Annotated in this window: 10 protein-coding genes; 2 read left to right on the top strand and 8 right to left on the bottom strand. The window is 57.5% G+C overall.

From position 1 onward, the window contains the following. Positions 1–176: 176 nt before the first annotated feature. Positions 177–1,361 (top strand): NO-inducible flavohemoprotein, encoded by a 1,185-nt coding sequence (gene hmpA / locus RTK32_RS09950; protein ID WP_312043508.1) that lies wholly within the window; start codon positions 177–179, stop codon positions 1,359–1,361. Between the two features lie 48 nt (positions 1,362–1,409). Here the strand turns inward: hmpA and glnB are convergent, their stop codons facing one another. The 5 genes from glnB to purL all read right to left on the bottom strand — a co-directional run bounded on the left by glnB (position 1,410) and on the right by purL (position 9,827). Further along, positions 1,410–1,748, bottom strand: a complete 339-nt coding sequence (gene glnB, locus RTK32_RS09945) for a nitrogen regulatory protein P-II (RefSeq protein WP_125289509.1) — start codon at positions 1,746–1,748, stop codon at positions 1,410–1,412. Positions 1,749–1,888: 140 nt separating this feature from the next. Continuing rightward, a complete protein-coding gene (gene glrR, locus RTK32_RS09940; RefSeq protein ID WP_312043506.1) occupies positions 1,889–3,223 on the bottom strand; it encodes a two-component system response regulator GlrR in 1,335 nt (444 codons plus the stop codon). Further along, positions 3,220–3,924 (bottom strand): two-component system QseEF-associated lipoprotein QseG, encoded by a 705-nt coding sequence (qseG, locus tag RTK32_RS09935; RefSeq protein WP_312043504.1) that lies wholly within the window; start codon positions 3,922–3,924, stop codon positions 3,220–3,222. The genes glrR and qseG overlap by 4 nt, the downstream gene beginning before the upstream one ends. Then, positions 3,924–5,351, bottom strand: coding sequence for a HAMP domain-containing sensor histidine kinase (locus tag RTK32_RS09930; RefSeq protein WP_312043502.1), 1,428 nt, complete (start codon positions 5,349–5,351; stop codon positions 3,924–3,926). Before RTK32_RS09930 ends, qseG begins: the two co-directional genes overlap by 1 nt. 585 nt (positions 5,352–5,936) lie before the next feature. Beyond that, positions 5,937–9,827, bottom strand: a complete 3,891-nt coding sequence (gene purL / locus RTK32_RS09925; RefSeq protein ID WP_312043501.1) for a phosphoribosylformylglycinamidine synthase — start codon at positions 9,825–9,827, stop codon at positions 5,937–5,939. 267 nt (positions 9,828–10,094) lie between these two features. On the opposite strand from purL, the gene mltF reads away from it, so the two are divergent. Beyond that, the gene (gene mltF / locus RTK32_RS09920) at positions 10,095–11,552 is read left to right on the top strand and encodes a membrane-bound lytic murein transglycosylase MltF (RefSeq protein WP_312043499.1); all 1,458 of its coding nucleotides are present in this window, start codon (positions 10,095–10,097) and stop codon (positions 11,550–11,552) included. Positions 11,553–11,852: 300 nt separating this feature from the next. Here mltF and tadA read toward each other — a convergent pair whose 3' ends face one another. The 3 genes from tadA to RTK32_RS09905 form a co-directional block, all read right to left on the bottom strand. Then, complete coding sequence (gene tadA, locus RTK32_RS09915; protein WP_312043497.1) at positions 11,853–12,365, bottom strand: tRNA adenosine(34) deaminase TadA; 513 nt, start codon at positions 12,363–12,365, stop codon at positions 11,853–11,855. Positions 12,366–12,404: 39 nt separating this feature from the next. Then, entirely contained in the window at positions 12,405–13,043 is a 639-nt protein-coding gene (yfhb, locus tag RTK32_RS09910; RefSeq protein ID WP_312043496.1) for a phosphatidylglycerophosphatase C, read from the bottom strand. Between the two features lie 119 nt (positions 13,044–13,162). Continuing rightward, a partial coding sequence (locus RTK32_RS09905; RefSeq protein ID WP_312043494.1) for an N-acetylmuramic acid 6-phosphate etherase occupies positions 13,163–13,724 on the bottom strand: 562 nt, incomplete at its 5' end.

Below are 13,724 nucleotides of genomic sequence, written 5' to 3'. Positions count from 1 at the left end.
TTCCTCTCCCTTTGCAGATCGCATATTTCCTCCTCACCCGGCCGCGATTTTTTTATTATTGTCCCTTTTTTGTGGTAATAAATGTCCTTGTAGGGGTAAAGGTTATTTACAGCGTAACGGGTTTCGCTATAAGATGTATTTAAAATACAACTTATAATACTCTTCAGGAGTTCGCCATGTTAGACGCCCGCACCATCAGCACCGTTAAAGCCACTATTCCGGCTTTGCTGGCCACCGGCCCTGCCCTTACCGCACACTTTTATGACCGGCTTTTTGCCCATCATCCGGAGCTGAAAGATATCTTCAATATGAGCAATCAGCGCAACGGCAACCAGCGTGAAGCGCTGTTTAACGCTATCTGCGCCTATGCAAGTAATATTGAAAATCTGCCCGCCATTCTGCCAGCCGTAGAAAAAATCGCGCAGAAGCACACCAGCTTCGCCGTACAGCCTGAACATTATCAGGTGGTGGGCGAACATCTGCTGGCCACGCTGGATGAAATGCTCAGCCCTGGCCAGGAAGTGCTGGATGCCTGGGGCAAAGCCTATGGCGTGCTGGCCAACGTGTTTATCAAGCGCGAGGAAGAGCTGTATGAGGCTTCAGAACAAAAAGTGGGCGGCTGGCGAACACCCCGCGCGTTCCGAATCACTGAGATTTCAACCCAGAGCGAGGTGATCAAAAGTATTGTATTCAGCCCGGTTGACGGTCAGCCGGTAGCGGATTACCAGGCCGGGCAGTATCTGGGCGTCTGGCTACGGGAAAAAAGCTTTGCTCATCAGGAGATCCGTCAGTATTCCCTGACCCGATCGCCTAACGGCAAAGATTATCGGATTGCGGTAAGACATGAAACAGGCGGCACGGTGTCCGGCTGGCTGCACGATCACGGTAAAGTGGGCGATGAAGTTCGGCTTGCTCCGCCAGCCGGAGACTTCTTCCTTAACATCGACCCGCAGACGCCGGTGACGCTGATTTCAGCCGGCGTGGGTCAGACGCCGATGCTGGCGATGCTGCACGTGCTGGCGGACCAGCGCCATCCTTCTGCCGTCCGCTGGCTGCATGCGGCAGATAACGGCAAAACCCATGCTTTTGCTGATGAGGTCACGGCAACCGGCCGGCAGCTGGCGCAGTTTTCACAGCATATCTGGTATCGGGATCCGCAACCTGAAGATAGCGATCGCTATCAGACCCAGGGTCTGATGGATCTGCTGCCACTCGCAGAGCAGCTCAGCGATCCGGCTATGCACTTTTATCTTTGTGGCCCGGTCATCTTTATGCAGCATGTGGCTGCGCAGCTGGTCAGCCAGGGTGTGGCGGTCGATCGCGTTCACTATGAAGTGTTCGGCCCGCATAAAGTGCTGTAAAAGCAAAAGGCCGGGTATCCCGGCCTTTTTTATGCGGTAACAGGCGATTCAAATCGCTTCTTCATCTTCTTCGCCGGTACGGATACGTACCACGCGCGCCACGTCGAAAACAAAAATTTTGCCGTCGCCGATTTTTCCGGTCTGTGCGGTACGCATGATGGTTTCCACGCAGGTATCCACGATATCGTCAGCGATAACGATCTCGATTTTCACCTTCGGCAAAAAGTCGACCATATACTCTGCGCCGCGATAAAGTTCGGTGTGCCCTTTCTGGCGGCCAAACCCCTTTACTTCGGTCACGGTCATCCCGGTAATGCCGACTTCAGCGAGCGCCTCGCGCACATCATCCAGTTTGAACGGTTTGATAATTGCATCGATCTTTTTCATGGCAGACCCTTGTTGTTCCCTCGCCAGCCGGAGGGGAAGCGTATTCAGTATATGTGCAGCAGACAGGATCCGCCGCGCGGTCTGTCACTTTTGCCGGGCAGATAAACTATCATATCTGTACGGCGATGCGGCACAAAAAACTACTCTTTAAAATCAGAGGCATCCAGCTCGTGGCGCGACAGCAGCTTGTAGAATTCCGTGCGGTTACGTCCGGCCAGGCGCGCCGCGTGCGTCACGTTGCCCCTGGTCATTTGCAGCAGCTTGCGCAGGTAGTTCAGCTCGAACTGATTCCTGGCTTCAACAAACGTCGGCAGCGCGGTGTTCTCGCCCGCCAGCGCCTGTTCGACCAGCGCTTCGCCAATCACCGGCGCGGAGCTTAACGCCACGCACTGCTCAATCACATTAACCAACTGGCGCACGTTGCCCGGCCAGCTCGCAGCAATCAGGCGCTTCATGGCGTCGGTAGAAAAGCTGCGGACAAAAGGTTTATGCCTTTCGGCAGACTGCTTCAGCAGATGGTTTGCCAGCAGAGGGATATCTTCTGCGCGCTCGTGTAGGGCCGGTAAGCGCAGCGTAACGACGTTCAGCCGATAATAAAGGTCCTCACGGAATTCTTTTTTCTCCATCGCCTTTGGCAAATCACGGTGCGTGGCGGAAATGATTCGTACGTTAATATCCAGGTCGCGATTGCTGCCCAATGGCCGTACTTTACGCTCCTGCAACACGCGCAGCAGCTTAACCTGTAGCGCCTGCGGCATATCGCCGATTTCATCCAGGAACAGCGTGCCGCCTTCCGCCGCCTGAAACAGCCCTTCGCGCTGGCTCACCGCGCCGGTAAAGGCGCCTTTGGCGTGCCCGAACAGTTCGGACTCCAGCAGCTGCTCCGGCAGCGCGCCACAGTTAATAGCGATAAAGGCCTTGCCAGCGCGTGGACTGGCGGCGTGGATAGCCTGCGCCAGAATCTCTTTGCCGGTCCCGCTCTGGCCGTTGATCAGCACGCTAACGTCAGACTGCGCCACCATCCTGGCCTGATCCAGCAGCCGCAGCATGACCGGGCTGCGGGTCACAATGCTTTCCCGCCAGGCATCGTCACTGGCCGGGGCACGATGAGCCAGCGCCTGATCGATAGCGCTATAGAGCGCGTCCCGATCCACCGGTTTGGTCAAAAAACTAAATACGCCCTGCTGCGTGGCGGAAACCGCCTCCGGGATCGAGCCGTGAGCGGTAAGAATAATGACCGGCATGCCCGGATGGCTCTTCTGCACCTCGGCAAACAGCGCCAGGCCGTTCATTTCATCCATGCGCAGGTCGCTTATCACTAAATCGATGCGTTCGTTTTGCAGCGTACGCAGGGCTTCCGGCCCGCTTTCGGCGGTGGATACGCTAAATCCTTCGCTGCCCAGACGCATTCCCAGCAGCTTTAACAGGCCGGGATCGTCATCCACCAACAGCAGGTTTGCCGATTTTTTTATCATCGCTGCGCTCCTTTTTCCGCATCGTTTTTCTCGCTGTGACCGTCGCTGCCGTCAGGCGAACGGCGCGTGGAGAGCTGGCGTTCAATGTCCGTCAGCGTATCCAGCTTGCGGCGGGTCACTTTCAGCTCGCTATTAAGCGTGGCCTGCTGCTGTCGCAGCGCGTCCAGCTGGGCATCGCTGGTCTGCTGCAAATGATGATAGCGAGTACGCTCTTCCGAGAGCTGAAGCTGCGCCATTTGGTTATCACGCCAGAGCTGAAGCAGCGGGCGTACCGCAGCGGGATAGTCGCGGCTGAAGGCATCCAGCTGAAGCATATACTGACGCCGTTCGACGGGCGTGACGTTGCCGTTCGCCATCAGCACACCTGCTTTGAAAGCCCCTTGCCAGCTATCGCTGCTCTGCTGGCGTGCCTGAGCGCGCGCCTCAACGGCAGAAAGCCGCGCCGCGCAGTCTGTGGCCCGTAGCCAGTAGAGCGGATTGCTGGTTTTGCTCTCTTCCACATCCCAGATCCTGCCGCAGTCCACCAGCTGGTAGTCCACTATCTTCGCTTGCGGCTCTATAGGCGCGCTGTGCCCCACGATTTCAGTTCCGGGGGGATGGCTCGCGCAGGCGGCCAGCAGGCCAGCCAGCAGCGCGGCTGCTGTGTATTTGCCCAGCGGCTTAAACGATCCCGCAGCCGGAAAACAGAAAGGTAATCGCATTATTTGTTCTCGCCAATGGAGTTAAGTTCGATGCGAAAGCAGACGTCGGCCTCCTGGCTGGCAGTCAGCTGTAGATCGCCCAACAGGCGATGTACGCAGTCCTTGGCGATGCTCAGCCCCAACCCGCTGCCTTTTACCGCGCCCTTGCGCTGCTGGCTTCCCTGAAAGAAAGGCTCGAAGATCATTGCCCGCTCCGCCTCCGGTATCGGCGTGCCGCTGTTGGCGACCTCAATGATGACCTTGCGGCCCTGTGGCCAGCTGCGGATCCAGATGGTACCGGATTCATCGCCGTAGTGTATCGCATTCGAATAGAGATTATCGATCGCCCTGGTTAGCAGAGCTTCATCCGCCCGGCAGGCGGTCGCTTTCAAGGCAATGTCGGTCTGGATAAGACGCTTGCGGGCGGTAAGGTTATGGCTGCTGACAATGCGCTCAATCAGCGGTGCCAGCGCCACCGGCTTCAGCACCACCTGCGCTTCGGAAAGCTTGCGATTATAGTCCAGCAGCTGTTCGATGAGCCTTTGCAGATGGCGGCTGCTCTCATCGAGGATGGCCACTACTTCGCGCTGATCGGGCGTCAGCGGACCGGCCACTTCGTCTGCCAGTAAAGCCGTTCCTTCACGCATACTGGCTAACGGCGTTTTCAGTTCGTGAGAGATATGGCGCAAAAATTCATGTCGCTGCGATTCGAGCCAGGCCAGGCGTTCGCTGAGCCATAAAATACGCTGCCCCAGAGAGCGCAGCTCGCGCGGCCCCTTCAGCGCCAGATTGTGGCCCGCCGAGCGGCCTTCCCCAAGCCGGTTGATCATGCGTTCGACCGCTTTAACCGGCCCGATAATCATGCGCGTGAACAGCATCACCAGGCCCAGACTGAGCAGAAACAGGATCAGCGCCTGCCAGCCAAAATACTGGCCGCGTTCAGCAATTTCACGCTGAAGCTGTAGCCCCCGTGAAAAAACCGCCTCGCGCGTGGATTGCACCAGCTGACCGTTGACGGCGGAAAAACGTTCCAGATTATCGGAAGCCGTTTTAACGGGGTTGCTGTTATCACAGTCAATTTTTGCCAACCCGGCTAACAGCTGCTGCAACGACTGCGTCAGCCGATCATCGGGCACGGCGGCCGCCTGCTCTTCCAGCATTCGGGCATATTTAGTGCGTTGGGTTTGATAAAGGTTGGCCAGCATGGGATCGTCCAGCACGCAGTACTGGCGGTAGCTTCGTTCCAGTTCAAGCGCGGTGCGCGCCATCGCTTCGCTACGGCGTACGTCGGTAAGCGTATTGCGATTGATGTCCGCTGCCTGATTGCTCAGCGCAGAGAGGCTTTCCCACGCCTGCCAGGCCAGCACCAGCAGCGGCAGCAGGACCAGCAGAAAAGCCATCAGCACCAGCTGACGCAGCGAACGAGGGAACAGACGCCATTTTTTCACGGGAAGCTCTCCTGGTTTTAGTCAGCCCGATGCTAACGGACTGTACTGCAGGAGGAAAGCCTTAACGTAAAAACGGCAGGCTCACAGAGCCTGCCGTTTTTGGGATGCGCTGCCGGGGAGCCGACAGGGCGGAATAGGTGGTGCCTAACTCAACGTTGCGTCCTGAGTGTGATAGCGCTGAAGCGGTATCGGTCTCGCTGGACGGCAGGCACCGTATTGTGCGTCATTCGGAATGTTATGAAGCGCTTGACCGCTTGCGCAGGGCTGTTATAACCAGGTGAATGAGCCACTTCGCTTAATATAGCAAAATCCATGCCATATTTGAAATTAATTTTTAACCTACTATTTTACAAGGCTTTTTAAAAAGAGATCCGCAAGACGACGACCAAATGCTGCGCCTCCCCCCTGAAAACTGTCGCCTTTCAGGAACAGAGTCAGGGTAAACCCAATAATTACTTTATTATCAACAAATTAAATGTCGCCATTCAGAGACAGGTCATTTCACGACTGTCGCTGTTTTGCAACAGCGGCTAAATAAACAGATGAAAAAGGCAGCCGAAGCTGCCTTATAGATGGAAGCAACATTTAACCAAGCTGTTTGCGCGCGTTACGGAACATGCGCATCCACGGGCTGTCTTCGCCCCACTCCGCCGGATGCCAGGAGTTACTGACGGTACGGAAGACGCGTTCCGGATGCGGCATCATAATGGTGACGCGTCCGCTTTCATTGGTCACGGCCGTGATGCCGTTTGGCGAGCCGTTCGGGTTAGCCGGATAGTGTTCGGTCACCTTGCCGAAGTTGTCCACAAAACGCAGTGCCACCAGGCCTTTATGCTCCAGCGTGGCCAGATGGGCCTCGTCGCGCACTTCCACAAACCCTTCGCCATGCGAAACCGCAATCGGCATCTGCGACCCTGCCATACCGGCCAGCAGCAGCGACGGGCTGGCCGCCACTTCCACCAGGCTGAAACGGGCTTCAAAACGCTCTGACTGGTTACGCACAAAGCGCGGCCAGGCCTCGCTTCCGGGGATCAGTTCACGCAGGTTGGACATCATCTGGCAGCCGTTGCAGACGCCCAACGCCAGCGTTTGCGGACGGTGGAAAAAGGTTTCAAACTCGTCGCGCACGCGGTTGTTGAAAAGAATCGACTTGGCCCAGCCCTCGCCAGCGCCCAGTACGTCGCCATAGGAGAAGCCGCCACAGGCCACCAGCGTCTGGAAATCTGCCAGTCCGCGACGCCCCGCCAGCAGATCGCTCATATGCACATCGACCGCATCAAACCCGGCGCGATGGAAAGCTGCCGCCATCTCCACGTGCGAATTGACGCCCTGCTCACGCAATACAGCCAATTTCGGCCGCGCGCCCGTAACAATATAAGGCGCAGCGATATCTTCTTCCGGACGGAAGGTTAGCTTCACGTTCAGACCCGGATCGAGATCGTTTTTCTTCGCTTCATGCTCCTGATCGGCACACGCCGGATTGTCGCGCAGGCGCTGCATCTGCCAGGTGGTTTCCGCCCACCAGGTACGCAAGGTGGTACGGCTTTCGCTATAGATTGCCGACTCGCCGGAGGTAATAACAAAACGATCGCCAGACAGTGCACGTCCCAAACCGTGCACGCAATCTGCCAGCCCGTGAGCCGCAAAAACCTGCTCTACGTATTCGCGATCGGCTGCCGCGATTTGAATAACGGCGCCCAACTCTTCATTAAACAATGCGGCCAGCGCATCGCTCCCCAGCGCGGCGATATCCGCTTCAACGCCACAGTGACCGGCAAAAGCCATCTCAGCCAGCGTGACCAGCAGGCCGCCGTCGGAGCGGTCGTGATAGGCCAGCAGCTTCTCTTCAGCCACCAGCGTCTGCAGCGCATTGAAGAAGCCCGCCAGCTGCTGCGCGTCGCGCACATCGGCAGGCTTGTCGCCCAACTGACGATAAACCTGCGACAACGCCGTTGCGCCCAGGGCGTTAACACCCTGCCCCAGATCGATCAGCAGTAATGCATTATCGGGGTTAGCGGTTTGCAGCTGTGGCGTCACGGTGCGGCGGACATCCTCCACGCGGGCGAAGGCCGTAATTACCAGAGAAAGCGGCGACGTCATTTCACGCTGTTCGGCTCCCTGCTGCCAGCGGGTTTTCATCGACATAGAGTCTTTGCCAACCGGGATGGTGATGCCCAACGCCGGACAAAGCTCTTCTCCTACCGCTTTGACCGCCTCATAAAGCCCCGCGTCTTCGCCCGGATGGCCTGCCGCCGCCATCCAGTTAGCGGAAAGCTTGATGCGTTTTAATGAGCCAATCTGCGTGGCGGCAATATTGGTGATCGCCTCGCCTACCGCCAGGCGGCCGGAAGCAGCAAAATCCAACAGGGCTACCGGCGCGCGTTCGCCCAGCGCCATCGCTTCGCCGTAATAGCTGTCAAGGCTGGCGGTGGTTACGGCGCAGTCAGCCACCGGGATCTGCCACGGCCCCACCATCTGATCGCGCGCAACCATGCCGGTCACGGAGCGATCGCCGATGGTGATCAGAAACGTTTTTTCCGCGACGGCCGGTAAATGCAACACGCGATTGACGGCATCGGCAACGGTAATCGCCTCACGCGCCAGCGGCTCGCCTTTCGCTTTCAGCGTGACGGCTTCACGGGTCATTTTCGGCGTTTTGCCCAGCAGCACGTCCAGCGGCATATCGATCGGCTTGTTGTCGAAGTGGCTATCGCTCAGCGACAGATGCAGCTCTTCCGTAGCTTCGCCGATAACGGCATAAGGCGCGCGTTCACGCCGGCAGAGCGCATCGAACTGCGCCAGTTTTTCCGGCGAAACGGCCAGCACGTAACGCTCCTGAGACTCGTTACACCAGACTTCCAGCGGGCTCATGCCAGGCTCATCGCTGAGAATATCGCGCAGAGTAAACCGGCCTCCGCGGTTACCGTCGCTGACCAGCTCCGGCATGGCGTTAGAAAGGCCACCCGCGCCCACGTCGTGAATAAACAGGATCGGGTTTTCTGCACCCAGCTGCCAACAGCGGTCGATAACTTCCTGACAGCGACGCTCCATCTCCGGGTTATCACGCTGGACCGAGGCAAAGTCGAGATCCGCATCGGACTGGCCGGAAGCCATAGAGGATGCCGCGCCGCCGCCCAGGCCGATATTCATCGACGGGCCGCCCAGGACGATCAGCTTTGCGCCCACCGTAATATCGCCTTTCTGTACGTGATCGGCGCGAATGTTGCCGATACCACCCGCCAGCATAATCGGCTTATGGTAGCCGCGCAGCTCGACGCCATTGTGGCTGTTCACTTCTTCCTCATACGTTCGGAAGTAGCCGGTCAGTGCCGGACGTCCGAACTCATTATTAAATGCGGCGCCACCCAGCGGGCCGTCCGTCATGATATCCAGCGCGGTCACGATGCGATCGGGCTTGCCGAAGTCTTCTTCCCAGGGCTGTTCAAAACCGGGAATACGCAGGTTAGAAACCGAGAACCCCACCAGGCCCGCCTTTGGCTTCGCGCCGCGTCCGGTCGCGCCCTCATCGCGGATTTCGCCGCCGGAACCGGTGGCCGCACCGGGCCAGGGCGAAATCGCCGTTGGATGGTTATGGGTTTCCACCTTCATCAGGATGTGCGCGTCTTCCTGATGAAAATCGTACTGGCTTTCCGCGTCGGCATAGAAGCGGCCAACCTGCGAGCCTTCCATCACCGCCGCGTTATCTTTATAAGCGGACAGCACGTAATCCGGCGTTTTTTCAAAGGTATTTTTGATCATTTTGAACAGCGACTTTGGCTGCTGTTCGCCGTCAATGATCCAGTCGGCGTTAAAGATTTTATGACGACAGTGCTCTGAGTTCGCCTGAGCGAACATATATAACTCGATGTCGTTTGGGTTGCGCCCGAGCTTTTCAAAAGCCTGCTGCAGATAGTCGATTTCATCTTCTGCCAGCGCCAGGCCCAGCTTACGGTTAGCCTGCTCCAGCGCCACACGGCCTTCGCCCAATACATCCACGCTGGCCAGCGGTGCCGGTTCATGCTGAGCGAACAGCTGCTCTGCCTGTGACAAATCGCTGAGTACCACTTCCATCATGCGATCGTGTAGCAACGCGCCCAGTTGCGACCACTGCGCTTCGGTCAGCTGCGGCGCTTTAATATAAAACGCCAGCCCGCGCTCCAGCCGCGTGACCTGCGGCAGATCGCAGTTGTGGGCAATATCAGTGGCCTTAGAAGACCAGGGAGAAATCGTACCCGGACGAGGCGTGACCAGCAGCAGACGCCCTTCAGGCGTATGTTCGGCGAGCGAGGGACCATATTTCAGCAGGCGTTGTAAACGGGCTTTCTCCGCCTCGTCCAGCGGCGCGTTGACCTCGGCGAAATGGACGTACTCAGCGTAAATGTCACTCACCGGCAGGTGAGCGTCCTGAAAGCGGGCCAGCAGTTTGGTAATACGAAATGCCGACAGAGCGGGTGAACCACGCAGAATTTCCATCATTAAAGATCTCTCGTCAGAGCGCCAGGCGACGCTTCTTGGGGCGCAACAGGGGAAAACGGGCGCCATTATAAAGAATCCCCTGCTGTTACGAAACCGTTTGCGCAGAATTAATCGGACAGGGAATTGGCTGAAAAGCGCACAATTCCGCACAAATCTGGTTGCGCCGCTGCAGGGAGTTGCGCAAAATGCCCCACGCTCAGGGACCATTAAAGACCACAAATACTGCCGTTACAGACAGAATCCTGAGAGAAATCGAGAGATAACCATTTGAAACGCCTGAAAATTAATTATCTGTTCATCGGGCTGGTGACGGTACTGCTCGCGCTTGCGCTGTGGCCGTCGATCCCGTGGCACAGCAGCGGGCTGGACCGGACAGAACAGATAAAAGCACGGGGAGTGTTGCGCGTCAGCACGCTCAATTCGCCCCTGACTTATTACACAGTCAATAAAGCGCCGGCCGGTATGGATTACGAGCTGGCGAAACGCTTTGCCGATTATCTGGGCGTCAGGCTGCAGGTTACGGTACGTCAGAACCTTAGCGAACTGTTTGACGACCTGGAAGAGGATAAAGCGGACGTGCTGGCAGCGGGCCTGATCTATAACAGCGATCGCCTGTCACGCTTTCGCACCGGCCCGACCTATTATTCCGTTTCCCAGCAGCTGGTGTATCGGATGGGCAAGCCGCGTCCACCGAATCTGGGCGCGCTGAAGGGCCGACTGACCGTCGCATCTGATTCCGCTTTTGCTTCGACGCTGCGCGATATCCGGCAGAATCAGTATCCCGATATGGATTGGGCGATCTCTACCGATCAAAGCCCGAATGCCCTGCTGGAAGCGGTAGCGGACGGCAAGCTGGATTATACGGTGGGTGATTCGGTATCGATCGCGCTGCTGCAGCGGATCCATCCGCAGCTGGCGGTCGCTTTCGACATCACGGATGAAGAACCGGTGACCTGGTACATGCCGCGCGATAACGACGACAGCCTGTATGCGGCGATGCTGGACTACTTTAACCAGATGGCGGAAGAAGGCGCGTTGGCAAGGCTGGATGAGAAATATCTGGGCCACGTCGGCACCTTCGATTATGTCGACACCCGCACTTTTCTGCGGGCCATCGACAGTATGCTGCCCGGCATCCGTCCGCTGTTTGAAAAATATGCCAGCGAGATTGACTGGCGGCTGCTGGCCGCTATTTCCTGGCAGGAGTCTCACTGGAACCCACAGGCCACCTCGCCTACCGGCGTACGCGGCATGATGATGCTGACCCGCAATACGGCGGACAGCGTTAACGTCAGCGACAGAACCGATCCGGAACAGAGTATTCGCGGCGGCAGCGAGTATCTGGTGAAAATGATGGAGAAGGTGCCGCAAACCATTCCGGAAGATGAACGCATCTGGTTTGCGCTGGCGGCTTATAATATGGGCTACGCGCATATGCTGGACGCACGCAGGCTGACGGAAAAGCAAAAGGGCAATCCGGACAGCTGGGCCGACGTTAAGCAGCGCCTGCCGATGCTGAGCCAGAAACGCTATTACAGCCAGACCACTTACGGTTACGCGCGCGGGCAGGAAGCCTACAACTATGTGGAGAACATCCGCATTTACCAGCTGAGCCTGGTAGGCTATTTACAGGATCAGGAAAGAAAGCTGGCGCAGCAGGCGGTGACAGAAGCGCAGCTGGGCAAAGGTTATCCGGCCGTAGAGCCGCTGGTGGCGCTGAACTGATTAAGAGCGCGGCGAGTCAGGGTAAATCAGAGTCGGATGTACCCCCCGTAAAACGGCTGCGCACTCGGTAAACGGCAAGCCAAAGACGGATACGGCAACGTTAAACCCGATGCGCGGCGAACCGAAAATGGAGTTACCACGGTATAACGGCTACGTGCGTGATACACAGCGAGCCGGAGAGGAAGACGGCAAACCACCGGAAAGTTGAAGCACCCGTAACGTTTATAGGTCTTTAAGCCATGCCCTTTTCTACAGGCAGAGTCTTTTCTGCAAAAGGGCGCTGTTATCCAGCGCCCTTTTTTATTCCCCTTTCAGCCGCTCCGCGCGTAGCCTGTCACGCAGTGCTTTTTTCTCCGCCCGGCGATGACGGAAGAAATCGCTCAGCATGGCCGCGCATTCTGCTGCCAGTACGCCCTGATCCACCCTGACCTGATGATTCATGCCCGCATGGCCTAAAATATCCAGCAACGATCCCGCCGCGCCGGTTTTCTCATCGCGCGCGCCGAACACCAGCCGCCCTACTCTGCCGTGCACCATCGCGCCCGCACACATCACGCAAGGCTCCAGCGTCACGTACAGCGTGGTATCCAGTAACCGATAGTTCTCCAGCACCTTGCCGCCCTGCCGCAAAGCCATAATCTCGGCGTGCGCGGTGGGATCGTGATGACCGATAGGCCGGTTCCAGCCTTCACCGATAACGGTATCGCCCTGCACCAGCACGGCACCGACGGGCACCTCGCCTTCTTCCCAGGCCCGGCGCGCCAGCGTTAAAGCATGGCGCATCCATTTTTCATCAATAAGGGTATCGCTCACCTGAGCCTCCAGCAAAAAATCGCGGGGCAGTATACCTGTTTACTCCAGCTGTTGCAGTTCGCCCTGCGGCGTCACCCGCCAGCGATGCTGACAGAAGAAAAGCAGCGGATTATCCTGTTTGCTGTCGCTGTAGCCGCTGTAAAGTTGTAAAGGTGTACCGATGCGTTCTTCCAGCCGCGCGACCTTTTCATGCCCCAGACAGCGCATCGTCAATACCCGCCCACCGTAGCCGCGCGCCATCTGGCTGGCGATCAGTTTTACCTTGGGCAGAAAAGCGGAGTCGAAGTAGACCAGCTCCACCAGCGGCTGTGGTGAACCGGTGATCAGCCAGACGTCAGCGTCATCGCTGTTCAGGTAGTCGGTAAGCCGTTGTTGCACCACCGGAAAAGCCGTGACGCGTTGACGAAACCACTGGGCAAAGGCTTTTTCGCGTATGTGCAGTTTCGCTTCGCTGTGGCCGAAGGTGATCGCCCACAACAGCAGGCTCATCGGCCAACGCGCCGCACGTCCCTTGAAAAGCAGGCCAGCGCCGACCACGGGCAGCAACGGCACTACCAGCAGCAGGTTGAGCGGCTGACGCCATAACAAATAGCGCATAAACGTGCCGAACATATCCTGCTGATGTAGCGTGCCGTCGAGATCGAAAAACACCACACGTCGTTCCTGACCAGTTATCAAACCTCTCTCCTCGGGGTAGCCCCCACAAACCAAACGCGTTTTGCGCCTTTATGACGCTGCTAATAATAGTGGACGCTGAGACAGTGATGTCAAAACTGCGTGGTGCGCATAAGCCAGCTTCAGCGCGTAGTGGCCTGAAGCGCCGCACGCAGAAAGCCGCCGTGTTGGGCAAGCAGCGAATTGGCTTCTGCCGCCTCAACGCCACTCAACACCATCAGGATAGCGGTTTTTACTTCATATGCCGCGTGCCGGAGTGCCTGTTCCGCTTCTGTTGGCCCGCAGCCCGTCGCCTGACAGACCATTCGGCAAGCGCGATCGGCCAGCTTAACGTTGGTCGCCTGCATATCCACCATCAGGTTTTGATAGACCTTGCCAATTTTCACCATGGCGCCGGTTGAGATCATATTCAGTACCAGCTTCTGCGCCGTTCCCGATTTCAGTCTTGTCGATCCGGTGAGGGCCTCTGGCCCGACAACCGGTGAAATAGCAATGGCCGCTTCCTGCGCAATCGGAGAATCCGGATTACAGGAAATCGCGGCCGTGCGGCAGCCAGACTGCCGGGCAAAACGTAATGCGCCAACCACATAAGGCGTGCGTCCGGAAGCGGCCAGGCCGACCACCATATCCTGCGGCTTTAGCGCCAGCGCCTGTAAATCGCTCACGCCCAGCTGGTCGTTATCT

The sequence above is a fragment of the Erwinia sp. genome, from assembly GCF_031978025.1.
Lineage (GTDB): Bacteria > Pseudomonadota > Gammaproteobacteria > Enterobacterales > Enterobacteriaceae > Erwinia.
The sequence above is the reverse complement of the archived record's forward strand: the minus strand, read 5'-3'. Positions and strand labels throughout refer to the sequence as shown.